This is a genomic window from Puniceicoccaceae bacterium (genome assembly GCA_040224245.1).
Taxonomy (GTDB): domain Bacteria; phylum Verrucomicrobiota; class Verrucomicrobiia; order Opitutales; family JAFGAQ01; genus JAKSBQ01.
Genome location: JBEGIR010000049.1, coordinates 15,239 through 38,823, shown reverse-complemented (window position 1 = coordinate 38,823; position 23,585 = coordinate 15,239). Strand labels below are relative to the sequence as shown.

The window sequence follows — 23,585 nt, the reverse complement described above, 5'->3', positions numbered from 1 at the left end:
GGAGTCTATATCGAGAACTACCCATCGGGCCGGATCAAACGGGAGTATACCTTTGCCAACGGGACGCTCAACGGTGCTTGCCGGGAGTATTACGCTTCGGGAATCATCGAGCGCGAAAGCACGATGCAGAATGGGTTGGAAAATGGAATTTCGAAAAACTACCACCAGAGTGGCCAGCTAAAGGGTGAGGCACAGTTCCGAAATGGAGAGAAACACGGTCCGACCAAGCTCTATTACGAACGCGGCAGCCTGCGCAGTCTCATGAATTTTGAGAATGGCAAGGTGGTAGGCAACCAGCAGGTGTTCTACGAAAGCGGACAGGTTGAGGTGGAAGTTGCGTTCAGGGATGGCATCAAGCACGGTCCGATCCGGCAGTACTATGAAACCGGTAACCTGAAGATGATGGGTGAATTCCGGGCAGGCCAGCTTGAGGGCGAGGTTGTCAACTACTACGAATCCGGCAGGGTGAAGGAACGCTTGATGTTCCGCAATGGCCGCATCATCGAGCGTTGAAGTTCTGAAATCACGACTGTGCCGTGCGGCTCTTCCGTGCTACTGCGGGTTGAGCCTCTGGGGGAATGAGGGTTTGCCGGTTTGAGCAGGATCAGGCGTCGGGAGACTGGAGTTGAGATTCATACTTGCGGTAGAGGCCGCGCCATTGATGGTAGGTGAGATCGAGCAGATCAGCTGCTTTGCGCTGGTTGTACCCCGAGCGATGCAGTGCTGTCAGGAGCAGATCCACCTCTATCTCCTGGATGATTTCACGAAATCCGCGACGGCCAAGTTGTTGCTTTGCCAAAATCGAAAGATCCGTGGAGTCAGGTGTGGTGGGCTGGGCGGGTGACGTGGGATCGTCAGTCTGGCTGGAGGATTGCAACGGTGCTGATCGCGGGGGAGTTGGCGCAAACGGAGAGCGAAACGGGTCGAGTTCAATGTGATCAATGAAGCCGTCATTACTGCGGTAGACTGCGCGCTCGACCACGTTTTTCAGCTCCCGCACATTTCCCGGCCAATTGTGGGTTTCCAGTTGTTCAATCACCTCATCACTGAATTCCGGAATATCCTTTCTGCCGATCTCGTGGGCCATGTGCACGGCGAAGTGATTGGCGAGCAGCAGGATGTCCCCCTCCCGAACGCGAAGTGGGGGCACAAAAATCACTTCAAACGACAGGCGGTCAAGCAGGTCGTGCTTGAATTTTCCCTCCACAGCCATGGCAAAGAGGTCGGAGTTGGTTGCGCCAATGATGCGAACATCCACCTCAATGGTTTCAGAACTGCCGACGCGTTCGAAGGAGTTGTATTCGACGACGCGAAGGATCTTGCTCTGCAGTTCAGCCGGAGTCTGCCCGATTTCATCGAGAAAGAGGGTGCCCCGGTTTGCGGCTTCAAAACGTCCGTAGCGGCGACGATTCGCGCCAGTATAAGAGCCTGCCTCGTGGCCGAAGAGTTCATCCTCGAGCAGGTTGGGAGAAAGCGCCGCGCAGTTGAGTGTGACCAGATTTTCATCCCACCGCTTCGACAGGTAGTGAATGCGTCGCGCTGCCATTTCCTTGCCCGTGCCGCGCTCACCGATGACCAGTACCGGTCGATCAACCTTGGCGACTTCACTCAAACGGGCCTGGAAGTCGAGAAAAGCTGTGGATTCGCCGATGGGATCAGGCAGGGAGGTGGGAGAGAGCATAGGTGGTTAAATTCGCTATGGATTTAGCCAATTTTACGAAGTTTGACGAGAGGGAAAATTATTAAAGAATTATGACTTTTGGAAGTGGTTGATGTGGATTGGTTTAAGAAATTAGTGAAATAATTGGCACGGCAACTGTTTTAATGAGGCAAAGGAACACAAATCCAACAACATCAATCTGAACAACAAAATCCAGCTATGAGTATATTCACCCGTTTTTCTGACATCATCAGCTCCAACATCAATTCGATGCTGGATCGTGCAGAGGATCCTGAAAAGATGATCCGTCTCATGATCCGCGAGATGGAGGACACCCTTGTGGAAATCAAGGCATCCTGTGCCGGAACCATGGCGCAGGTGACCAAAAGCAATCGCGAACTGGGCGAACTCAAGGAAAAGGCAGATCGCTGGGACGAGCGCGCCGAGTTGGCCGTCAGCCGTGGCAAGGAAGACCTCGCTCGTGAGGCACTCATGGAAAAACGCGCCGTACAGCAGCGCATCACCATCGTCGAGGACGACATCTGCAAACTGCAGGACATCATTGCAAACTACAAGCAGGACATCAGCGACCTTGAGGCAAAACTGGAACAGGCACGCAACAAACACAAGGTGCTGGTACAGCGTCACACGCGTGCCCAGAAATCCCACCAGGCGCAGAGCAACATCCGCAAGGTCAATACCAAGACTGCGATGATGAAGTTTGACAAGTTTGAGCAGCGCATCGAGCGCATGGAAGCTGATGCGGATCTGGTCAACTACGGTGTCAAACCGTCCATCGACGACAGTTTTTCTGCACTGGAACGTGACGAGGAGATTGAAAAACAGTTGGCTGCGCTGAAAGAGAAAAAAAATCCGACCCAAAACTGAGGTTGCGCACGTCTAACTTAAAGTCGACCCGTTGACTTGGTCTCGGGTCGCAGCCAATCCCGAAATTTCACTGCCATGCCAGCAACAACGTTTTTCATCATTACGGTGGGGTTGCCCGTTATTTGCGGTACTCTCATCATACTCGCATTTCTTTTTTTGAATGCGACCCGCTCGCGCAAAAACGAGTGCGTCTCGGAGGATGACGCGCGCATCCTCCAGGAAATGCATCAATCCCTGCTTCGCATGGAGAAACGCATTGATGCACTCGAAACCATCTACTTCGACATCGACCGCAGTCGTTCAACTAAAGGAGACCGTTCATGAGTTTACAATCCAACCCATCACGCACAACCAATCGAGGACTCTACCGCTCTCGCAACGGATGGATCTTCGGGGTCGCACGTGGCCTTGCTGATGCATCTGGCTTTCCCGTCTGGTTCGTGCGCATTGCCTTCATCTTTTTTGCGCTGTTCACACAAGTGGTGCCGACAGTCATTGTTTACATCGTGCTCGCGATTGTGATGCGTCAGGAGCCTGTGCTCGAATTCAGTTCCGAAGAGGAGCGGGAGTTTTACAACACCTACGGGAACAGTCGCCGACCCGCTCTGGAGCGGATGCGCAGCATTCTCGAAAAACTCGACAAACGAGTGCAACGTCTGGAAAATGCGGTAACTGATCCTGAAAAAGACTGGGATCGTCGGTTTCGCAACCTGTGATTGCACACGATCCCACACCATCCATCCCTTCATCCCCAAACTTGACCTGATATGGACTTCTGGAGCGCAATTGTCATCATCGTCGCCATCATCTTTTTTTCCGCTACGATCCAATCCCGACACAAGAATCGTCCCAAAGACGGTGAGGTGGACTCGAGTGCCCTCCGGCGCATCGATGAGTTGGAGCGCCGTGTGGAAAGCCTTGAAACCCTGGTCATTGATCTGGACAAGGAGCAGCGTTTCCGGGACCTCAAATCTTGATCTGCTGCGGCACAATCCGTTTTACCACGTCATTGTTCCACTTCTTCCATGAAACGACCCCTCATCCGTAACGACCGCATCTGGCTTCGCCGCGTATTCCTGGTGGGGTTGTTGGTTATCGCCGCGATCCATCTGTTGCTGCAGGTGCTGCAACAGCGTGCAAACGATGCGGTTGCGGCGGACTCCGATCAGCGGCCTTCCGTTGGTCTGCGGACAAAACCTCAGGAATATCAGACGGGAGTGATGGACGGACTTCCGCGGTTGCATTTTTTTCGCATGCCGCGTTCCCGTTTCTGAGATCGCAAATGCAAAATTTCACAGGTCAGTCTGGGTGACCTCCACCCAACACTGACGTGCCACCCTCGAACATGCGATGGGGGAGGTGTACGATAATGGCATTGCCCTCAGGATCGACCATGGGCTGCTCACACTGGAGCAGCTGGCGAAGCACCTCCATCGAAGCTTCACGCGCGAGTGGCAACTCGAGCTGATTGCGGTACTTGGCTCCGCAGAGCAGTGCGATTCCTGCGCGAAATCCGGCCAAATCGGGTGAGGCATCAGGATCCTGGTGCAGCCATTGCTCGATCAGACTCCGTGCCTCGCTCCCGTCCAATTGTGCAGGAACCGCAACAATGCGGAAAAAATTGCGTCCAAATTCCTCAACCAGCAGTCCACACTGGGCGAGCATGGGCATCCACTCCTTGAGACGGCTGGAGTGAAAGGCCTCGAGTTCGAGAGTGGTCGGAAGGATCTCGTGCTGCACGGTTGACGCATCGCTCTGCAAATCTTGCAGTACCCGTTCGTAACCGATGCGACGCAGGGCCCGGCTATTGTGCAGCAGGGAGAGGCCCCCGGGGCGTTCAAAAAGACTGTAGGAGCGGTGGTAGTCCCCGATGAAGCGCCACTCCCGTTCAAGGGAAAGCGGCTGTTGTGAGGCAGGAGCATGTGCAGTTGGTGAAGATGGGTGACGGGGAGGCGGCACCGGAGCAGAGGGTGTGGGAAGGGGACGAGCAACCGAACGCGTGCTCCCTGAGGGTGAAGACTCGTGCTGCCGCATGGGCATCGGTGCCGGGCTTTGCGGTGAAAGCGCGGAGCCGGGATTGCGGGCATCCGTGTTGCTTGGTTTGGGATCGAGAGGGGAGCTTTCCGGTGCAGTACGAGCTTCGGGTTTTGCCTGCATGGGGTCTGAACCGCTTCGCAAAACCTTCCAGACTTCCTGGATGACAAGCGAACGAAGGCGGCTCTCGTTTTTGAATTTGATCTCCTTTTTGGACGGGTGAATGTTCACGTCGACCATGGCCGGGTCGATGGTCAGCTGCAGAAAAACGAGAGGATAGCGACCGCGAGGAATGTGTGTGTGAAAGGCTTCGGTAAAGGCGAAACCAAGGGTACGGCTTTCCACGGGTCTGCCGTTTACAATGGTCACAATGTCCTGGCGGGACGGACGGGATACTCCGGCACGACCGATGAAACCGCTTGCGAAAAGTCCGCTCGACTCAAATTCAATTGGCAGCAGTTGGGATTCCAGCTCCCGTCCCCAGAGCGCGAGGATGCGCTCGATCGGTTGTTCGTGGATTGGAACGGACAGAAGGGTGCGCTCGCCAGAGAGCAGGCGAAAGGCGATACCGGGATGCGCCACCGCGATCAGCCGCACCCACTGGATGATGTGGGAGGCTTCGGTATTGTCTGTCTTGAGAAATTTTCGCCGCGCCGGAATGGAGTTGAACAAGTGCGTTACTTCGGTGCGCGTGCCGGGAGGCATTCCGACATCGCGTCGGTGGATCAGTTTGCCTCCATTGACGAGAATTTCTGTGCCTTCGAGTTGGGAAGCGGGGCGGGTGCGCATCAGAAACCGCGAAACACTCGCAATGGACGGAATCGCCTCACCCCGAAACCCAAGCGTGCGGATGTTGAACAGATCATCGCTGCTCAATATCTTGCTCGTGGCATGGCGTTCGAGGCTGAGCAAGGCGTCATCGGGTGACATGCCCCCACCATTATCCTCGACCAGGATGTAGGATTTACCCCCTTGTTTAAACTGAACCTTGATGCGGTCGGCGTCCGCATCGATGCTGTTGTCAACCAGTTCCTTGACCACGGCAACAGGTCGTTCGATCACCTCTCCCGCAGCAATGCGGTTGGCAACTTGATCGGGCAGGATGCGAATGGCTGGCATCGGGTAAATGAAAGGGATACGATGGTGAAAACGAGATGATCGCAGCTTCAGTGTCGGGTCGGAGCAGGTGACTGTAAACGTTTATTTTTTTGCTTTCCGGTTGATCCTGAGCGCATTCGCGCTATGCAGTGCGGTGTGAGGTAATCTCACAATATGCAGGAGTAAAACGAATCATGGCTGAAAAAGAAGCAAAGTTTTCCGACAACGTTCCGGGCAAATTTTATGTCGATGAGAACTGCATCGACTGCGATCTGTGTCGAGAGATCGCCCCGGCGTTTTTCACGCGCAACGATGACGAAGGGCACTCCTATGTGCACGTACAGCCCACCACCGAGGAGGATTTTGAACTCTGTAGAGAGGCCCTCAATGATTGCCCGGTGGAAGCCATCGGCGACGACGGACAATAAACTGCATCCCTCCCGCTTAGGGGAGGACAAGGGGTCCGTTTGTTAGGTATGCAGGTGCCTTGTCCAAATTTGGACAGGGGCTTAAGTTTTGGAACGAAAATCCGAAAGTAAGAAAAGGATTTCAGTTGCAAGGCTGCAAATCACCCCCATGAACACCCCTCATCACCGACGGAAACTCCTGAAGCGAGTGGCAGGAAGCTTGCTCGCCCTGTGTGCTTGTACGGTGCTTCCGGTGAGCGGAGAGGGTATCCAGGGCTTTCCCATTTACACGATATACCACTACGAGGATCTGGGGGCGGAACTACCAGGAGGGTATTTATACGAGGACGAGCACGGGCAGATTATTCTAGCCTCTGAAGGTCACATCGAGCGTTTTGATGGACGGAACTGGACAAACCTTTCCCTGCACCATCAGGAACATGGAGATGAAGTGTTGCGCCTGGCAGGCAGCGGTAATCGATTCTACTGTGGCATTGTCGGAGGATGGGGACGCATTCGGGTGTCTGAAACGGGTGCATACGAAATTGAACCCTTGATGACCCGGGAGCAGATGTCCGAGGTCGCGGCTGTCAATTTTAACCAGATCCGCTTGCTGGAAGACAGTGTCCTGTTTTGGGGAGAGCGTGGCGTGGTTCACTACTCTCCCGAATTTGGAAATCGCATCTGGAACGAAATCGATGACCCGCTTACGGTATTCACCCATGAGTCGCGCCTGTATGTGAGTTCGAATACGCAGGGTGTGCATTGCATCGAAGGCACCCGGTTGCGCAAACTTGCAGGGAGTGAACAGTATGGCGGGGCCCTTGCACTGGTAGACAGTGTGCATTTTGCGGAAAAAACCCTGCTGGCCAGCCGCAATGGTGGACTGTTTCGCATGCAGGGTGAGAAAATGGAGCGAGTCGAGACCTCGGTGGACGAACTCTTGCGACGCGGCATCAGCAAATTGGCGCGACTGGATGATGATTACCTTGCAGTCGTGCTGCCGGGAGTGGGACTGTTGATCCTCGACAATCAGCTCCGGGCTGCACTTTGGCTTGATGGCAGCCTTGACTCCAATTTCGCAAGCATCCGTGATTTGATTTATACCTCGGAGGGAATCCTGTGGGCAACGACTCCGGTCGGACTGATCAAGATGATGTACCCTTCGGCGCTTTCAGTGCTCGATCACCGCAATGGGTTGAAAATGCTGTGGCCGAAAGCTGCCTTTCTCGATGATCAGTTGGTGGTCTATTCGGCAAAGCAGATTTTTCTGGCGGAACTGCAGGGGGCGACGCCCATGCCCTCCTTCCGTCGACTGGAGGTCAATGGCAGGCATTTTTTTGATGATGCGGCCTTTGTGCAGGATGGAATGTTGCTATCAAGCGAACAGCGACTGCTGCACTATGTCATGGATTCTGGAGACGTGCATCCGGTAATGGAAGGACCAATCATCTCGAAAACGATTCCATGCCAGTCAAATCCGGATCTGGCCATCGCGTGCTCACTGGACCAATTCTTCCTGCTGCATCGATCCGAAGAAGGATGGCACTATACCGGGAAATCACATCCATCGATCGGGTTTGCTGCGGTGTATCTGGAATCGGATCGAGGTGAAATATGGGTTGAGCAAGGCCTGGGTAAAGCGAGTCGAATCATGCTCGACCCTGAAAACCTTGATTTTTCAGTTCAAGCGTTCGACCAAGTACCGGAAGTGGGGCTGCGATGGGTCAATGTTTTTGAAGTGGATGGAGAGGTTTACCTGAAAACGCACGACCAACTGGCGGTTTTTGATCCTGAACGCGCAGCCCTTCGCACCGTTCCGTTTCCAGAATTCCTGCAGTTTCCATTTGCCGGACTGATTTCCCGACCGGTTGAGGATGCCAATGGTGATCTGTGGTTACCCAGTGAAAGCGGACTCTTTGTGGGTCGTCGGGATGAATCTGGAGTCCTGACTCCCGATTTTGAGCGTTTTGAACTGATCCGGGACAACAACCCAACGGTGGTTCCAATGCCGGATGGGGGTGCCTTCATCCAAACCCGTGATCGTCTGATCTATCACCACCCCCGAGTGAGTTCCCCGCCGCGCAGCGCGGGAAACCCGGTGCTTTCGATGGTGCGACCCATGGGCGGACATCCACCCGTTTATTCCATCTACAGTGGAACTTCGACGCGAACCGACCTAACCTTGCCTTATGCCCGGAACAGCCTGCTATTCGAGTTTTTTGACAACAGTTTTTATTATCGCAAGACTCCGCTGTTTCAAACCCAGCTCGAAGGGTTAACGGACAGCTGGTCAGAACCCAGCGCGGATACCCGGGTTGTCTTTAATCAGATTCGCGAAGGTCGTTACACCTTCCGGGTGCGCTCTATCAATGCCTTTGGAATTGTGAGTCCACCCGCAGAAATCAGCTTTGTGGTCCTGCCACCCTGGTATCGAACCTGGTGGGCCTACGCATTGGTAATCGTGGGTGCTGCTGCACTGTTGACCTTGATAATTGTGAATCTGCTGCGCGCATCGGAACGGGAACGCAAGCGCCTCTCAACCCTGGTGGGTCAGCGAACTGCTGAGCTGGTGAGGTTGAATCACGAGCTTCTGGATACTGCCGAGCGTGCGGAGCGGGCGAGCGAGGCCAAGAGCCAATTTCTTGCCAACATGAGCCATGAAATCCGCACACCGCTCAATGGCATCATCGGCATGGCGGATGCGCTTCGCAATGCTCGTCTGGGCAAGGCGGAGCGCGAGATGGTGGATATCATCAATCAAAGTGGAGAATTCCTTATCGCGATCATTAACGACATTCTCGATTATTCCAAAATCGAGGCGGATGGTGTCGAACTGGTGCCTGCTCCCACCCGGATTGATCAGTTGCTCGAAGAAGTACTCGGAGTCTTTTCGGGGTGGGTGAGGGAAAAATCACTTTCCATGCTGCACGGTTGGGATCCATCCCACCCCCTGTATTTTCAGGTGGATGCCCTGCGGCTGAAGCAGATTTTGATGAACTTGGTGTCGAATGCGGTCAAGTTTACCCAACACGGATGGATTGGGGTGGAAGTGGACGTGCAGGCACATGAACAACCCGGCTGGTGCTGGGTCACATTTACGGTGGATGATTCCGGTGTAGGCATTCCGGAATCGCAGCGGACAAACCTGTTTCAACCCTTCCAGCAACTGGACACCGCCGACAACCGTAACTTCGGAGGCACGGGCTTGGGACTGGTGATCTGCCGCAGGCTCGCAGAGCTGATGAACGGCTCAATTACAATTGAACCCAAAACGAGTCCAGGATCCCGTTTCTGTGTGCGACTGCCGCTTGAGATGGTGCAAGAAGCTCAGCCAGTTGTCAGTTTGTCTGGTCTTCGAATCGCGCTCGTGGGTCACACCGTGCAGCAAACCTGCCTGATCGCAAAGACGTTGAGAGGTACAGGCGCAACGGTGTACGAAACCGACGACGCTGCCAGCTGGATACAGGACGCTCCACCAGTGGACTGGATGTGTGTGATTGCACCCGCAACCTACGATTTTGGGGATGAAGTCAAGTGGAACGAGGACCAAACCCTTCCCGCTCGGATCTGGATCTCCCATGACTTGCAGACCCCGCTTCCACGCGGCATGGTGCGGTTGCCACAACCCTTTCGATATGATGTGCTGTTTTCTACCCTCAAAGCGGGCAACGCATTGCCCGAACCTGAAGACAAGCCACCCCATCCTCCCGACCCGAAAACAGAGAAGAATGCTTCCTTCAAGGTATTACTGGTGGAGGACAACCTGACAAACCGAAGGGTAGCCGAGATTTTGCTGGGCAAACTGGGAATCGTGTTTGACGGTGCGGAGAATGGAGAAGAAGCGCTGCGTTGCTGTGAGCAGACGCGCTATGCTGTTGTGCTTATGGACATCCAGATGCCCGTCATGGACGGGTATGAGGCTGCGAAGCGCTTGCGCGCCGACCCCGAGCGATATGGCAATCCGCAGATCATCGCACTGACTGCTGGCGCGCTCAAGGTGGATCAGGAAAATGCCCGTGCAGTGGGCATGGACGCCTTCCTCGCAAAGCCAATTCGCATGGAAGAACTGCGACAGGCGATGCTTCCTTTTCTCAGAAAAGATGGAGAGTGAGAGCTGAACCCGCGTTCACATGCGTCAACTGAATTTCCGCCAGATTGAAGGGGAAAACAGCACCAGCAGTGCGTAGATTTCTAGACGACCCAACAGCATCAGCAGGCACAGCCCGAGCTTTGTGGGTGCATGCAGGAACGCAAACGTTTCCATGGGACCGACTGCACCCAGCCCGGGGCCGATATTGAACTGACAGGCAAAGACGGCCGAGAGTCCCGTTTCAATATCCAGATCGGGTTCAAGCAGGGAAAACCCTAGGATTCCGGCGAATAACACAAGTCCCGTGAGGATCAGAAAACAGGTCAGGGCATCCCGTGCCCCGTCATCGAGCACACGTCCATTCAGTCGAAGCGGTCGTACCACATGGACGCGGAAGGTTTTTTCGATGCTTTGGGCGGCGATGCGAAATGCGGCAATCACCCGGATCACCTTGACTCCGCCAGCGGTGGAACTGGAACACCCGCCGATCACCATCAGCAGCAGCAGAATCCACTTTGCCGGAGCATTCCAGAGTGCAAAGTTCTCCGTAGCGTAGCCAGTGGTCGTGAGGATTGTGATCACCTGAAAGGCGGCATCGCGCAGCCGTTCCTGCAGGCCCGCTGAATCCGGGGAGGCAGGAGTGAGCACCATGATCAGCAGGGTGGCACTAATCACGATCAGGGTGTAGACGCGCCCCTCCAATCCATGCTTGTGCGCTTGCCACCCGTTGCGGAGATACTTGAGCACCAACAAAAAACTGAAACCTCCCCAAAACATGAATACGATCATGCACCATTCCAGTGCAGGATTCTCAAATCCAGGCACTCCCGCATTGATCGTGCTGAACCCACCCGTGGAGACCGTGGTTGCCATGTGGCATAGCGCGTCAAACCACGACAGTCCCGCGATCCAGTAGGATGCAAAACACAGGGCAGACAAAGCCAGGTAATAGAGCATGATGCGTTTTGCTCCCTGGTTAATACTGCTGTCGTCAATGTCTGCGGATTGTCCGGAAGATTCGTTGCTGAAAAGCACTTTCGCGCCTGCGCCCAGATTTGAGACGATGGCCACAAACAGGACCACAACACCCAGACCACCGATCCACTGACTCAGTGATCGCCAGAACAGCAGGCTCGGCGGCAACAAATGTTCGTAGTCAATCATGACGGTGGCTCCGGTGGTTGTGAATCCCGAGACCGACTCGAACAACGCGTCCACCGGGTGGCAGTCCGGTAAAATGAGAAGGTAGGGCAAGGCACCCAGCAGACTGGCCAGCAACCATCCAATTCCGATCAGGCAAAGCGCCTCCTTGCGAAACAGTCGCGGGTGGGCACCGCGCCCCAAGACTCTCAACAGCGTTCCGAGTGTGATCGAGATCGCGATGCTGATCCCAAATCCGCGAACTGCTGCCGTGAGGTCGTGACCGAAATGCAGGGCAACTGTCAGGCAGAGTGCAAAGGACGCAGTGAGCACCCAGATGATGGAACTCAACAGACGAAACAGGATCGGGAAGTGCATGAATCGAAAAGATGCCAGGCCGATCGAACCACCGTGGTTCAGGACAGCAGATCAATGACGGCTTGTTGGTGGGTTTCGTGGGTGAGCACGACCACGCGGTCACCGGGAAGGATCGTGTCGGTCGCCGCAGGTACCCTGGCATCATATTTGTGCAGGATGGCGAGAAAAATGGAGTGATCGGATCGTGGCAATTCCTGAATCTGTCGACCGATCGCCTTGCTGTCGGGTGATACCTTGATTTCGAGGATCTTTGCACTGGAATCGGCCAGCGTTGCGATTTCCACAACGGGGCCGGTGTCGATGACACGTGTGAGTTCGTTGGCGGTTGCAAGTCGAGGCGAGACGACCAACTCAACCCCGAGCGTGGAACTCAACCCCATCAGGATGGGTTCGTAGTCGGGTTTGTTGATGACCAGCTGCACATGCTTGGCACCGAGCTTGGAAGCCTGCACACTGGTCATGATGTTGTCTTCATCGCGTTTGGTACAGGCGACAAAATAGTCGCAGCTTCCGACCTGCTCCTCTTCCAGCAGGCGCCGGGAGGTGGCATCCCCACGAATGACAGTGACATGGGGGAATCGCTCGGCGAGTGCCATGCAAAGCTTGGGATCTTTTTCGAGAATCCGGATTTTGAACCGTGGACTGTTGAGCAATCGCACCAGTGCAATGGCGATCTCACTTCCACCGTAGAGCACCACGCGCGCCTGATCAATCTTGCTCGATGGGTCCAACTGCGCTTTCACAGAAACCATTTGTTCGGGCAGACCAAAGAGCGTTACACGGTCGCCAACCTCAAGTACCACGTTTGCGGTGGCAATCTGGTAAGGGGTGTCGGGCTTGGTCACGGTTGCCACCCGAACCTCCTTGGGCAATGGGGTGTCCTTGAGTGGTTTTCCAGTATATTTGCTCGGACGTGTGACCCAGAGCTGCTGCACCTCAATGCGCCCACGGGCGAGATTTTCCACAGCAACCCGGCCGGGGTTGCGAATTTCTTTGGCGAGTTCAACGGCGCAGAGTGCCTCCGGGTTGAGCAGGTGATCGATTCCAAAATGCAACTGGTAGTTGATCAGGGAGTGGTCCGCGTAGGTCGCATCATGTACCCGGGCAATCGTTACGGTCGATGGATGCATGGCTTTGGCCAGAGAACAACACACGATGTTCGTCATGTCATCACTGGTGACCGCGATTACAAAATCGGCTGCGTGGATGCCAGCTCGTTCCAGCATTGAGGCCGATGCACCGTTGCCCTGAAGCACTTTGACGTCGAGTTCGTCATCGACATGCTGCACCCTGCTCTGGGAGGCCTCAATAACGACAATATGGATTCCCTTTGCACTCAATACCTCTGACAAGTAGAATCCGACCTCGCCTGCGCCTACAACGATCGCTTTCATTTTGTGGTAGACTAACAGTGCCAAATGAATTGAAAAGCAATTAATGGAAAGCGACTTTTCCCAGTATTTTGACTCAGTCGAGCAAGCCATTGCAGATATCGCCGACGGGAAACTCGTCATTGTCACTGACGATGAAGACCGGGAAAACGAAGGAGACCTCATCATGGCTGCCTCAAAGGCGACTCCGGAGACCATCAACATGATGATCCGCTACTGCAGCGGTATCGTGTGTGTGCCGATGGCCGAGTTTCAGCTCAAGCGGCTTGGACTGAACCCCATGGTGGCGCGCAATCTGGATTCCTTTCGCACGGATTTCACGGTAACGGTGGATGCGGCAGAGGGAATCACCACGGGAATCAGTGCATACGACCGCACCAAAACCATTCGCATATTGGCGGATCCCCAATCCACCCCTGAGCAACTGGTGCAGCCCGGTCACGTGTTTCCACTGCGTTCGCGTCCTGGGGGTGTGCTGGAACGTGCTGGCCATACCGAAGCAGCTGTGGACCTTGCCATTCTGGCGGGGCTGCATCCCAGCGGAGTGCTCTGTGAGGTGGTCAACGACGATGGTTCGGTAGCGCGGGTCAAGGACCTGATCCCCTTTAAACAGCAGCATGGGTTGAAGATGATCTCGATTGCGCAATTGATCGAATACCGGCATCAACGCGAAAAACAGGTGGAAAAAATTGCGCAGGATGTGGTGGAAACCGAGTTCGGTCCCTTCGATCTGCATGTGTATCGCAGCAAGCTCAATGATCGCTATCACATTGTGCTGAGCAAGGGATCCCTGGATGAACGCCCCACCCTGGTCCGGGTACAGAGTGAGCACCTGATCTCAGATATTTTTGGCAAACAGGACACCCGTCGCAGGCAGAGTCTTCAGCGTTCCATGCAGCGCATTGCCGAGGTGGGTCACGGGGTCATTCTCTACATTGAGCAACCGCATGGTGGCATGCGGGTGGACCGCATTCTGCCCGGGGTGAACCTTTCCCGTGAACTCGGGCAACCCGCACTGTCCGAACTGCGTCCAGCCAGGATGGATTACAAGGACTACGGCATCGGGGCGCAAATCCTGTCCGACCTCGGGTTGAAGCAAATTCGTCTGTTGGCAGGCCGAACCCGCAAGGTTGTAGCCCTGCAGGGCTATGGTCTCGAGATTGTTGAGCAGATCACTCTTTTTGAGGAAGAAAGCGAAACCTGAGTGCGCTTCACGCTTGCACAAATGGGATGGCATGCACGTTATGTACCCTGCAGCGCCTGAAAAAGACGCTGATACCATTCATCTTTGATCATGAGTCAGCACGCTCCACAGTTTGATTTTTCCCAGGTCGACAATCGTTCCCTGCGCGTGACCCTCATTGCGTCCCGTTTCAACGAGGAACTGGTTGGAGGCTTGCTCGAGCGAACGATCGCGGAATTGAAGCGCTTGGGAGTCCAGTCCGAAAACCTGCACATTGACCGGGTGCCCGGATCTGCGGAGCTTCCCTATGCCTGCCAACGCCGCGCACGGCAGCACAACTGTGATGTGCTGATCGCTCTGGGAGTGCTTATCGCCGGGGAAACCCAGCACCATGACATTGTTTCGCGCACGGTATCCATGGGATTGCAACAGGTAAGCTTGCAGGATCAGATTCCGGTGATCAATGGAGTCATCTCCGCAGAAACCTATCAACAGGCCGAAGACCGAACCGTCGGGCGCATCGAGCGAGGCAAAGAGTTTGCCGAAGCCGCCGTAGTGATGGCTCATTGGAAATAAACCACGACAGGCCGACTGCCCATCGCACCAACCCCTCCGTTATCATGAACCGAAAACCATCTCAACGCAGTGACAACCGCCGGGCGGCAATGCAATTTCTCTATGCATGGGAATACAATCGTCCCGAAGTACTTAACGATGCCATCCGGTCGTTTTTTGAGAACGAACCCAATGAGCGTGAATACTATCGCTTTGCCGAGCAGATCATTCGCGGTGTGATTGAGCATGTGCAGACCATCGACGAAGACATCCGTCGCCTCGCGAAAAACTGGTCGTTTGATCGCATCGCGAGGGTGGACTTGGCGATTCTTCGCATTGCGATTTTTGAACTTCGATTCTGCGAGGATATTCCACCCGTGGTCAGCATCAATGAGGCCGTCGAACTGGGGAAGGAGTTCTCCAAAGACGACAGTAAGCGCTTCATCAATGGGATTCTGGACAAAATCAAGGATGGACTGGGTCGCCCCGCGCGCACGGCGAAGCGAACGGACTCAGCCTCAGACGCGGGTTCGGACGTGTTGGATGGACTGGTCTGATTTTCCGAAAATAGCGCGACAGGGCAGTGACCTGCATTTCGGTGCAGTCGCGCATGCACACTTCACACCATGAGCCGATTTTTCAAATTCTTCAAAAAGGGATTTTCCCGCACGTCAGACCGGGTAGCTTCTGTGCTTGGGGTCAAAAAGATCGACGACGCCACATTGGAAGAACTGGAGGCAACACTCTACGCTGCCGACTTTGGAATCGAAACGACCGAGAGCATCATTGAGGCGATGCAGGTGGCGTTTCGCAAAAACAGGGAGCTGCAACAGCAGGAAGGGGCTGTGATCGGGAAACAAGTGCTCATGCAGCATCTGGAAGGAGCCGAAGGGCGCCTTGACGTCCCGGAATCTCGTCCGGTCGTGATCAGTCTGGTAGGGGTCAATGGATCGGGCAAAACCACAACCGCTGCAAAACTGGGCAAGCTGTTGCAGGAGCAGGGGCAGAGTGTTCTCATTGCAGCTTGCGACACCTTTCGCGTGGCGGCCAATGCGCAACTGAAGACCTGGTGCGAGCGTCTCGACCTGCCTCTGATCACCAGCCATCAGGGTGCAGACGCTGCAGCAGTGGCCTACGATGCATACGCTGCTGCCAGCAGCCGAGGGGTGGACTATCTTATTCTCGATACTGCAGGACGTCTGCACACCAAGGGTAACCTCATGGATGAGCTGGCGAAGATCCGGCGCGTGCTGCAAAAACACGATGCGAACGCACCTCACCACAGTTGGTTGGTTGTCGATGGCAGCATCGGCACCAACTCGATTGAACAGGCGCGGCAGTTTCACCAGTATTTCCCGCTCAGTGGACTCATCGTGACCAAGCTCGACGGAACCTCGAAGGGCGGAGCCATCGTTGCGATTTTTCGGGAACTTGACCTTCCGGTTTATTTTGTCGGATTGGGTGAAAAGCCGGAGGATCTTAAACCCTTTGACCGTGAGGATTACGCCTCAGCTGTCTTTGGCTTGTCCGGAGCGGACTGACCTGTCAAAGTCGGTTCCCGTTCGATTCAAGCCGTTTTTCTGCCAACTGCCATCATGCACATTGCCGATATACTCCAGGCACATCGCCCGTGTTTCAGTTTTGAATTTTTCCCTCCCAAATCGGAAGAGGCCTCTGCCCAATTGTTTCAAACTCTAGAGGAGCTGGTCACGCTACGTCCGGGCTATGCAAGCGTGACCTATGGAGCCGGAGGTGGCACGCGTGAGCTGACACATGATCTTGTGGTCAAAACGCAGCAGCGCACCGGTCTGAGCATTGTTTCCCACCTGACAACGGTCGGTCACACCCGAGACGAGATCGCAGCGATCCTTGACAAATACGCCAGCAGTGGCATCCGCAACATCATGGCGCTCAGGGGGGACCCGCCACAGGGATGCCCGGACGGCGGAACGGTGCCGGGTGGGTTTACCTACGCAGCCGAGCTGGTGGCCTTTATCAAGCAGCGTTACCCGGATATGGGCATCGGTGTTGCGGGTTTTCCCGAAGGGCATCCGGGCTGCCCCAATCGACTGTTGGAGATCGAATACCTCAAGCGCAAGGTCGATGCAGGGGCGGACTACATTTGTACCCAGCTGTTTTTTGACAATCGGGATTTTTATGATTTCTGCGAGCGCTGCGCATTAGCGGGCATCCACGTCCCCATTGTGGCAGGCATCATGCCTTTGCTCACGCAAAAGGCGATGGTGCGCACGAGCGAGCTGGCACTGGGCGCTCGCATTCCTGCACGCCTCCAGAAGGCGATGCAGCGCACGGAGAATGATCGCCAGGCCCGTGAGGTAGGCATTCACTGGGCTACCCAACAGGTTCAGGATCTCATCGATCAGGAAGTTGCCGGCGTGCACTTTTACACGCTGAACAAGTCCGATGCGACCAAGCAGATTTATCGATCACTGGGTATTCGGGACAGCGCTCAGATCTCCCGAACCTGAGACATTGTTCCCAATGACAAAGGGGTGAATCCTTTTATTGCGAATCGAGAAAAATCGAAGGCAGGAAGGGACGAAAAGCCTCTGAGCTGACATCGAAGCCGATGTTGCGGGTCACGCGTTCAAGGATGATGCGTGGCGGATCGTTGAAAAACATGATCGGACTGTAGGGAACAGCGGGAAACTGCGTGGCGGGTGTACCCTCCATGCGCGGTGTGCGAAGCACATCGATGACGCCCTGTTCCCGCATCCCGAACAAGGTGCGATCATTCGGAGTGGCACTGAGCAGCATGAACCTTCCCGTGTCGTCCACATATCCACCAAAGCGGACACGCTGGCGGGAGATTTGCTTAAAAAGCTCCCGACTCGCAACGGCCTGTTGGTGGTAGGAGTGTTTTGGCAACCCATCGAAGTAGCGGGTAAGCGGCTGGAGGATGCGGTTCTGGGTGGAAGGGCGCAGCCAGTCGTATGGGAAAAGCGTACCCTTGATCGTCGAAAGATTCCGGTATTCCAACTGGGCGGCAGGGCAAAAATTCAGCCCCCAGTCGAAGGCGCGAACCAGCATGAGATTGAAGAGTTCCTGAAGCATCCATGCCTTGAAGATCGGACTGATAAAGGCCTCTGCTTTCACGCGATCCATTACTTCGAGCAGCGGACGTGAAAACCCTTCGGACTCCCCTTGAAAACCACACAAGGCCGCAACTTCGCGGTAGTATCCCGACTCTGGACTCAGCCTGTCAAATTCGAGCAAATCACCTTCAATTGGTGCGCCTGAGGCATCGGTCTTGCAGCTGTATCGCACCTCGGCAAAAGGAATGCCCCGTCCAACGCCGACGAGCCGTTCGTCAAACTCCTGAATGACGGCGGTGCGAACTTGCGATCCACTGGGATCGAGTGAGGATTCCATGCGGGCTTCACCGTGTGTGAAAACCCAGCGAAAATTGCCAACCGCTTCTCCATCCTGGTAGCGGAAAAGACGGTAGCGATAAATCTCACGCAGGGGGTCCTGTCCGGCCAATTGTCTCCAGACGGTGCGCTCCTTCGGGTCGAGCCCCTCAGCGATTAGCGGTTCGTCCATCCGCTTGAGGAACTGTTGCCAGGCAAGGGCATTGTCAGGCAGCAGCAGTTGTTGGGCAAGGTTTTCGAATCGCTCGCGTTCCGCAGTCAAACGCTGGGCATGCTGCACAAGTGCATGACCCTTGAGCGGGAGTTGCGCGAGCTGACTCAGGTAGTCCAGGTATTCCGAGAGCGCAATGCTTTGCTGCAACCGGCCTTTGAGCTGCATCAGAGTGGCATGGGCAGAACCGTATGCATCCACTTCCTGCTTCAATGATGCGAGCTGATCCTGCAGATCTGTGATATGACTGAGATCCAGTGCCTGGGCAATATGGGACTCTGCGCTGCGAAAGGCAGTTCGCAGCTCTGTGAGATCCTTTTCCAAATCGGAAAAATCCGTGCGATCCGTGGTGAGTTTGGAACGCATGTGCTTGGTGATCGACGTTAGCTCGGCAGAGAGTTCGCTGCGCATTTGCTGCACATGCTGTTGCTGGAACTGCTCATGTGTTTGAGTGAGTGCGGCGAAGCGATCATGTGCCTCGGCGTAGCTCTCACGGGGAAGCTTGTCGAGCAGCTCCTCCGCGATGGTGAGGTTGAGCCGTATCCTGCGCAGTTCTGCACGCCCGGGCGGGGTTTGCAGTTCCGATTCCGTTCGCGTGAGCAATTCCTGAATCTTTTCATGGCGCAGCCGCAGTTCCTGGATCCAGCTGCGTACCTCTCCGACCTGACGATGCGCCCGGTAGTGACGGAACGGGTTGAGTGAGCTGTGAAAGCGCTTCGTAAACGCATCCCATCGTGCCAGAGCCTGGCGGGTCGATGGCACATCGCGCTGTTCATAGGAGTTGCGCACGGTGTTGGCCAGTGAAGCCTCCTGCTGATTCAACCAGAACAGGGCGACTCCTGCGACTCCGACTAGCGGGAGCATGAGAATCCACACCCAGCGAAAACGGGAGCGGCTCTTTCGTCGGTGACGGGCCAGCTCATCGAGCACACGCTGCGCACGTTCAAAGCTGGAGCGCTGTTCCTGGCAAGCCTCGGGAGTCAGGGATTCAAAGTGTTTCCACTCGGCTGCGAGTTGTTTCTGGGCCAGACGCACCTGTTTGCTTGGGGCATGCTGGTATTTTTGCTGCAGTGTGTCGGGGTTGAGCTGGGACAACAGGGCTTCGAAGCCCTCCTGATTCTTCCGGCTGACATCGTGCTGCAATTCGGTTTCGTGAAACCACTTGAGCAAGCCGTTGAGTTCGTTTTGCTGGACAGCGGTCAGCTCCTGGTAAAAACCGGATTCACGGGTGGAGCGCAGCTTTTGGATGAGCGGCGCTGCGTCCCTCCAGTTCCCCACGCGCTGAATGACCTTGGCCTGGGAGAGTGTCTGGTTGAGTTGGTCGAGCTGTTTTCGCTTTTCCTGCTCGGCATGCAATGCGACGGACCGTTTCCAGGCATCGCCCTCGAGTGGAATGATCCAGTCCTGCTGCAGGGTTGTGCGAACGCGCTCAATGGCAAGGTCGTTCTTCTCGAGACGGAGCAGCTGCGAAAGTTCTTTTTCGATGGACTCAAATGCCTCCTTTTCAAGACGGATGAGTTCCTGTTTTGCGTTGAGATCCTTGGGATAGGCGGTGTGCAGTTGGCGCAGATGTTGAATCGCTTCGGAGCGGTTCTTGAGCAAAATCGCCTTTCGATAGTCGCGGTAAGCCGGGGGCTGCCGGAGCGAGCGATCCGCGCAGACTTCCTTCACGCGCTTGAGTTCAGAATCATCAAAACCGGGGAAGCACGCAATTCCCCGCTCGGCGAGAAAGTTTCGCCACTCCGATTCCCGGGGGAAACGGATACGCTCGATTTGGGTGGTCAGGGTTGGCTCGAGTTGCGCCACATCCAGAGCGGCGTAGTACTGCCCTTCCTTGAGCAGCTTGGAAAACTGACGGATGCGCGCTTGAAGCTGCTCGCAAAACTGGTTGTAGTCCGATGCGACGGCGTCGGTCTGCTGCACATCCAGTTTGCCGTCCAGTAACTCGTGGACGCGAAGCAGGAGTGATCTCGAGTGGGGCGTCATGAGTCGTTGCGATCAAAGAGAATCAGTGGAAGCGTCTGAAGGGACGCATCCATGGCAGCAATCTCGAGCAGCCAGCGCTCAATGTCCCGCATTTGGGAGAGATCACTGCTGCTTTCGAGTTCGAGTTGAAGGGATTCGATGCGGTTTCGAACGTGGGTCAGCTCCTCCTCAACCTGTTCAATCTCGGTTGCATGCGCAAGACTGATCTCCACGGGAGTGAGCGTGAGCACATCCAGCAGCTGTTTCTGGTGTTCACCCAACAGCCAAAACTCAAAATGGGTCACAAAATGACGCCAGTGTTCGAGGTGGTTGGGATCTTCCTGCTTGAGCAAAGAACGCAGTCGTTTGCTTGTCCGCAGTAACATGTTTCGGTAGGTCAATACTTCGTCTTCCGTCCGGGGAATGCGATCCTTTGGAAAGGCCACCCATTGCTCCATGACTGATGGTCGAATGAGGGTATAGGTATCGGCGAAGTGTGTGATGATCGCACGCAGGTATTCAAAGAAATTTTGACCGCGCGATTCGAAAAAATCCTGAAACGTTTCGAGTTCTTTTGGACAGGTACCCGGAGGAAGGATTTCACGACCCAGCGACCACAGAGGAGTATTGCGGACAAAGGAGATGCTGCGGTAGATGGTTTGCTGGCGATTCAGTTGATTCAATCGGGCGTGTTCCTGTGAAATCTGTTGTTGCAGATTCCGCACTGCCTTTGAGTCGAGTTCCTTGGATTCATACAGGTGAAATGCCGAGAGAGCGGGGTCCCACGCAAAATGAAACCGGTCATCAACCGAGCGCAGCCGCAGGAAGCGATCCGGGGGAAGCAGAAAGAGTTCAAGCTTTTCCCTGAGAACCGGATCCATGACCTTCATGTCATAACTTTGGGGGTCGAGCTGGAGAAATGAAAATGGCACTTCGGCGGGTGCTGTGACCGACTGGGAAATACCGCCAAGCATGACGACATTGATGGATTGAGCGGTCAGTGCATTCTGGAAGTGCAGGATGATGGGAGGTTCGGGAAGTGTGGGGGTGTTGGATGGCACCTGCGAGGGATTGTAGCGCCAGTGGAAATGCAGGGAATCCGGATCGCTGGGGTCTGCGCGCAGTTCAATGACTTCGGCCTGTCCGGACTGATAGGAGATGAGGGAGCGGTCACTCTGTTTCCACAAGCTCAGCTGGATGGAATCATTTGCAGCAAGTTCAAACTGGTTGAGTCCGCGGAACGGGGATACCAGGATGCGAATATTTTCGATTTGGGAGGTGACGGGAAACAATTCGAGGCTGGCGAGCCAATCGACTGCGGATTGGGGAATTCCGTCAAACTTCGCCATCGGATGGGGTTGATCGCGATCAATGGGGATGAAAAATGTGGGAACATTTGCGGTTTTCAGCCGGACCTGATTCAACCAGGATTCATAGTCGGTTTCAATGCGTTGAAGACTTTCGCGAAGCGCAGGCTGAAGATCTGCGGCGAGGGAGTCGATCCGGGCGTGCAGATCCCGTTGAGTTGCTTCGAAGTCGGGCAGAACCTTTCGCAGCGAAACCTGCTGGGCGAGCATCCCGGTTTCGCGGTTGATGCGCTCCAGGATGGATTTCTGGGATTCAAACCAGGTTTCAAGGCGTCGAAATCCGTCACTGTTTCGAACCTGCTCGCGCCCCCGGTTACGGGAAAGGTAGGCCCTTGCCAGCAGGAACTGACCCTCTTCGATGATGGTATCGACTTCGCCGATTTGGTTGTCGATGCGGGATGAAGGATCCTGCAGCAGGGCCTCGGCACGCTGCCTGCGTTCCACGAGTGAAGCATTCTCTTCGACGGGACGGGCGGTCGGGTTCGGGTCTACTTTGCGATTGAGCAGTTCCACTACCACGGGTGCGAGAAAGACGGCACCCACGAGCATCAGGATGGCGAGCGCGCTGATGCCGATCAATGTCCAACGCTGCTGGGGCGTGCGCTGCGGCAGATCATCCTCAGATGCTTCGGACGGAGAGGATGCGGAATGGGTATCGGTTTCGTCACCAAATACATCTGCAAGGGAATCCTTGGAGTGCAGGTCCGGCAGATTGCTGCTCATCGAAGATTCGAGCAACTCGTCGGGCGAGGGAGCGGGAGGCTTTGCAACGACACTTTGTTCGTTGAGCAGCAGTTCATCCTGAATCGGACCCTGGTCCTCGAAGGGAGCAATGGAGATGGCGGAGCGCTGGTTTCGTGGGATAGGGGGTTTGGGAAGCTGAAGCGGGCGTCGGGCTTTCTCGACCAGTTCGTGCTGCGGCACCTCAAAGGATTGCTCACTCTGGAAAAGATCGAGCGTCAACGAGTCCATCCCGAGTGCCAGAGGATTGGCAGTGACCGGATTGCCGATCCACCGGAAGCGGCTGAGGTTGTCGTTTTCGATGCGATAGTTGGTGAAGGTGAGTTCCCATGCTTTTTCCACGGGCAGCAGGCTCTGCGTCTCGAGAAACAGCCAGATCAGGGTATCTTCCATCCCGTCGGGGAACGGAAACACCACATGTTCTGCCTTGTTCAACAGCGGCAGGGCAGCTGCGCCCTCGTCCCCGGCACGGGCCTTCCATGTCTTTGCTGGCAGCGCAATGCGGCTGTAATGGAAGGGTTCGGCATCGTTCTCATAGTTGACGCGATCCCATTCGCCCAGGTAGCGGGATTTGGTTTCCCATTTATCCCTCCATCCTTTCCACAGTGCAAAAATAGCTGCTGGTGGGCATGCCGGGAGTTCATCCTTGGCAAAAATGAGATGATGGGCGATGTGGTTTGGGCGACCAGTGAAATCGACTCCGCAGGATTGAGTGCGTGTCAGCACGTGAAAGCGTTCACTTCCGTATTCAAAAATCTGAAACTTGCAGACGACCGGAAGGGTCTGAGAGTTATCAGCAAATTCGTAAATGCTCTCTTTTTCGAGGGCAGCAACCAGCCGTGGGTGCAGGTTGCTGTGCTGTGCCACCACTTGAAAGCCGGAACGCCCTGGCTGGATTCCGGTAGGTTTGCTGGTGAAAATGAGCTGTTCTGGCATGCTGAAGAGGTCTGCCTACGATAGTGGCATGCTCAGGGGGTTCAATCTGAATCTTTGAGCGCTGTACCCGGTTGACGGACTCATCATTGCGGTGGTTCTGATGATTCCCGAAGCGAACGGGAGCAAAGAAGGGCAGCCATGCGGTT

19 protein-coding genes are annotated in these 23,585 nt (G+C 55.1%); 13 read left to right on the top strand and 6 right to left on the bottom strand.

All coding sequences use genetic code 11. From position 1 onward, the window contains the following. A partial coding sequence (locus ABQ298_08220; GenBank protein ID MEQ9824355.1) for a toxin-antitoxin system YwqK family antitoxin occupies nucleotides 1-513 on the top strand: 513 nt, incomplete at its 5' end. Between the two features lie 91 nt (nucleotides 514-604). On the opposite strand, the gene pspF is transcribed toward ABQ298_08220, so the two are convergent. Further along, nucleotides 605-1,681 (bottom strand): phage shock protein operon transcriptional activator, encoded by a 1,077-nt coding sequence (pspF, locus tag ABQ298_08215; GenBank protein MEQ9824354.1) that lies wholly within the window; start codon nucleotides 1,679-1,681, stop codon nucleotides 605-607. Between the two features lie 198 nt (nucleotides 1,682-1,879). Between pspF and pspA the strand changes: the two genes are divergently transcribed. The 5 genes from pspA (at nucleotide 1,880) to ABQ298_08190 (ending at nucleotide 3,822) form a co-directional block, all read left to right on the top strand. Beyond that, nucleotides 1,880-2,548 (top strand): phage shock protein PspA, encoded by a 669-nt coding sequence (pspA, locus tag ABQ298_08210; GenBank protein ID MEQ9824353.1) that lies wholly within the window; start codon nucleotides 1,880-1,882, stop codon nucleotides 2,546-2,548. A gap of 75 nt (nucleotides 2,549-2,623) precedes the next feature. Further along, the gene (locus tag ABQ298_08205) at nucleotides 2,624-2,872 is read left to right on the top strand and encodes a hypothetical protein (protein ID MEQ9824352.1); all 249 of its coding nucleotides are present in this window, start codon (nucleotides 2,624-2,626) and stop codon (nucleotides 2,870-2,872) included. Further along, nucleotides 2,869-3,264: a PspC domain-containing protein gene (locus ABQ298_08200; GenBank protein MEQ9824351.1), complete on the top strand. Its 396-nt coding sequence runs from the start codon at nucleotides 2,869-2,871 to the stop codon at nucleotides 3,262-3,264. The genes ABQ298_08205 and ABQ298_08200 overlap by 4 nt, the downstream gene beginning before the upstream one ends. Nucleotides 3,265-3,315: 51 nt before the next feature. Next, nucleotides 3,316-3,525 carry a hypothetical protein gene (locus ABQ298_08195; GenBank protein MEQ9824350.1) on the top strand — a complete coding sequence of 70 codons (210 nt, stop codon included), beginning with the start codon at nucleotides 3,316-3,318 and terminating at the stop codon, nucleotides 3,523-3,525. A 48-nt stretch (nucleotides 3,526-3,573) separates the two neighbouring features. Next, nucleotides 3,574-3,822 carry a hypothetical protein gene (locus ABQ298_08190; protein MEQ9824349.1) on the top strand — a complete coding sequence of 83 codons (249 nt, stop codon included), beginning with the start codon at nucleotides 3,574-3,576 and terminating at the stop codon, nucleotides 3,820-3,822. Nucleotides 3,823-3,847: 25 nt separating this feature from the next. Here ABQ298_08190 and mutL read toward each other — a convergent pair whose 3' ends face one another. Beyond that, nucleotides 3,848-5,701: a DNA mismatch repair endonuclease MutL gene (mutL, locus tag ABQ298_08185; GenBank protein ID MEQ9824348.1), complete on the bottom strand. Its 1,854-nt coding sequence runs from the start codon at nucleotides 5,699-5,701 to the stop codon at nucleotides 3,848-3,850. 173 nt (nucleotides 5,702-5,874) lie between these two features. Between mutL and ABQ298_08180 the strand changes: the two genes are divergently transcribed. Beyond that, nucleotides 5,875-6,108 carry a ferredoxin gene (locus tag ABQ298_08180; GenBank protein ID MEQ9824347.1) on the top strand — a complete coding sequence of 78 codons (234 nt, stop codon included), beginning with the start codon at nucleotides 5,875-5,877 and terminating at the stop codon, nucleotides 6,106-6,108. A 148-nt stretch (nucleotides 6,109-6,256) separates the two neighbouring features. Continuing rightward, nucleotides 6,257-10,201 carry an ATP-binding protein gene (locus tag ABQ298_08175; GenBank protein MEQ9824346.1) on the top strand — a complete coding sequence of 1,315 codons (3,945 nt, stop codon included), beginning with the start codon at nucleotides 6,257-6,259 and terminating at the stop codon, nucleotides 10,199-10,201. Nucleotides 10,202-10,225: 24 nt separating this feature from the next. Here the strand turns inward: ABQ298_08175 and ABQ298_08170 are convergent, their stop codons facing one another. Continuing rightward, a complete protein-coding gene (locus tag ABQ298_08170; GenBank protein MEQ9824345.1) occupies nucleotides 10,226-11,698 on the bottom strand; it encodes a TrkH family potassium uptake protein in 1,473 nt (490 codons plus the stop codon). 38 nt (nucleotides 11,699-11,736) lie between these two features. After that, complete coding sequence (gene trkA, locus ABQ298_08165) at nucleotides 11,737-13,092, bottom strand: Trk system potassium transporter TrkA (GenBank protein MEQ9824344.1); 1,356 nt, start codon at nucleotides 13,090-13,092, stop codon at nucleotides 11,737-11,739. A 43-nt stretch (nucleotides 13,093-13,135) separates the two neighbouring features. Here trkA and ribB point away from each other — a divergent pair, with 43 nt between their 5' ends. From ribB to metF, 5 genes are all read left to right on the top strand, one after another. Next, nucleotides 13,136-14,293 carry a 3,4-dihydroxy-2-butanone-4-phosphate synthase gene (gene ribB / locus ABQ298_08160; protein MEQ9824343.1) on the top strand — a complete coding sequence of 386 codons (1,158 nt, stop codon included), beginning with the start codon at nucleotides 13,136-13,138 and terminating at the stop codon, nucleotides 14,291-14,293. Nucleotides 14,294-14,383: 90 nt separating this feature from the next. Continuing rightward, the gene (gene ribH / locus ABQ298_08155; GenBank protein MEQ9824342.1) at nucleotides 14,384-14,848 is read left to right on the top strand and encodes a 6,7-dimethyl-8-ribityllumazine synthase; all 465 of its coding nucleotides are present in this window, start codon (nucleotides 14,384-14,386) and stop codon (nucleotides 14,846-14,848) included. Nucleotides 14,849-14,892: 44 nt separating this feature from the next. Beyond that, nucleotides 14,893-15,384 carry a transcription antitermination factor NusB gene (gene nusB, locus ABQ298_08150; GenBank protein MEQ9824341.1) on the top strand — a complete coding sequence of 164 codons (492 nt, stop codon included), beginning with the start codon at nucleotides 14,893-14,895 and terminating at the stop codon, nucleotides 15,382-15,384. Nucleotides 15,385-15,453: 69 nt separating this feature from the next. After that, nucleotides 15,454-16,368 carry a signal recognition particle-docking protein FtsY gene (gene ftsY / locus ABQ298_08145; protein MEQ9824340.1) on the top strand — a complete coding sequence of 305 codons (915 nt, stop codon included), beginning with the start codon at nucleotides 15,454-15,456 and terminating at the stop codon, nucleotides 16,366-16,368. Nucleotides 16,369-16,422: 54 nt separating this feature from the next. Continuing rightward, nucleotides 16,423-17,316: a methylenetetrahydrofolate reductase [NAD(P)H] gene (metF, locus tag ABQ298_08140; protein ID MEQ9824339.1), complete on the top strand. Its 894-nt coding sequence runs from the start codon at nucleotides 16,423-16,425 to the stop codon at nucleotides 17,314-17,316. 34 nt (nucleotides 17,317-17,350) lie between these two features. Here metF and ABQ298_08135 read toward each other — a convergent pair whose 3' ends face one another. Further along, nucleotides 17,351-20,416, bottom strand: a complete 3,066-nt coding sequence (locus ABQ298_08135; GenBank protein MEQ9824338.1) for a hypothetical protein — start codon at nucleotides 20,414-20,416, stop codon at nucleotides 17,351-17,353. Continuing rightward, nucleotides 20,413-23,439 (bottom strand): hypothetical protein, encoded by a 3,027-nt coding sequence (locus ABQ298_08130; GenBank protein MEQ9824337.1) that lies wholly within the window; start codon nucleotides 23,437-23,439, stop codon nucleotides 20,413-20,415. Before ABQ298_08130 ends, ABQ298_08135 begins: the two co-directional genes overlap by 4 nt. Between the last annotated feature and the right edge of the window lie 146 nt (nucleotides 23,440-23,585).

What these genes read in the sequence shown, in the direction of transcription:
- ribB (MEQ9824343.1), top strand. Translation starts at nt 13,136, where the DNA reads ATGGAAAGCGACTTTTCCCAGTATTTTGACTCAGTCGAGCAAGCCATT.
- ribH (MEQ9824342.1), top strand. Translation starts at nt 14,384, where the DNA reads ATGAGTCAGCACGCTCCACAGTTTGATTTTTCCCAGGTCGACAATCGT.
- pspF (MEQ9824354.1), bottom strand. Translation starts at nt 1,681, where the DNA reads ATGCTCTCTCCCACCTCCCTGCCTGATCCCATCGGCGAATCCACAGCT.
- nusB (MEQ9824341.1), top strand. Translation starts at nt 14,893, where the DNA reads ATGAACCGAAAACCATCTCAACGCAGTGACAACCGCCGGGCGGCAATG.
- ABQ298_08175 (MEQ9824346.1), top strand. Translation starts at nt 6,257, where the DNA reads ATGAACACCCCTCATCACCGACGGAAACTCCTGAAGCGAGTGGCAGGA.
- ABQ298_08135 (MEQ9824338.1), bottom strand. Translation starts at nt 20,416, where the DNA reads ATGACGCCCCACTCGAGATCACTCCTGCTTCGCGTCCACGAGTTACTG.
- ftsY (MEQ9824340.1), top strand. Translation starts at nt 15,454, where the DNA reads ATGAGCCGATTTTTCAAATTCTTCAAAAAGGGATTTTCCCGCACGTCA.
- mutL (MEQ9824348.1), bottom strand. Translation starts at nt 5,701, where the DNA reads ATGCCAGCCATTCGCATCCTGCCCGATCAAGTTGCCAACCGCATTGCT.
- trkA (MEQ9824344.1), bottom strand. Translation starts at nt 13,092, where the DNA reads ATGAAAGCGATCGTTGTAGGCGCAGGCGAGGTCGGATTCTACTTGTCA.
- ABQ298_08200 (MEQ9824351.1), top strand. Translation starts at nt 2,869, where the DNA reads ATGAGTTTACAATCCAACCCATCACGCACAACCAATCGAGGACTCTAC.
- metF (MEQ9824339.1), top strand. Translation starts at nt 16,423, where the DNA reads ATGCACATTGCCGATATACTCCAGGCACATCGCCCGTGTTTCAGTTTT.
- ABQ298_08170 (MEQ9824345.1), bottom strand. Translation starts at nt 11,698, where the DNA reads ATGCACTTCCCGATCCTGTTTCGTCTGTTGAGTTCCATCATCTGGGTG.
- pspA (MEQ9824353.1), top strand. Translation starts at nt 1,880, where the DNA reads ATGAGTATATTCACCCGTTTTTCTGACATCATCAGCTCCAACATCAAT.
- ABQ298_08205 (MEQ9824352.1), top strand. Translation starts at nt 2,624, where the DNA reads ATGCCAGCAACAACGTTTTTCATCATTACGGTGGGGTTGCCCGTTATT.
- ABQ298_08130 (MEQ9824337.1), bottom strand. Translation starts at nt 23,439, where the DNA reads ATGCCAGAACAGCTCATTTTCACCAGCAAACCTACCGGAATCCAGCCA.
- ABQ298_08195 (MEQ9824350.1), top strand. Translation starts at nt 3,316, where the DNA reads ATGGACTTCTGGAGCGCAATTGTCATCATCGTCGCCATCATCTTTTTT.
- ABQ298_08180 (MEQ9824347.1), top strand. Translation starts at nt 5,875, where the DNA reads ATGGCTGAAAAAGAAGCAAAGTTTTCCGACAACGTTCCGGGCAAATTT.
- ABQ298_08190 (MEQ9824349.1), top strand. Translation starts at nt 3,574, where the DNA reads ATGAAACGACCCCTCATCCGTAACGACCGCATCTGGCTTCGCCGCGTA.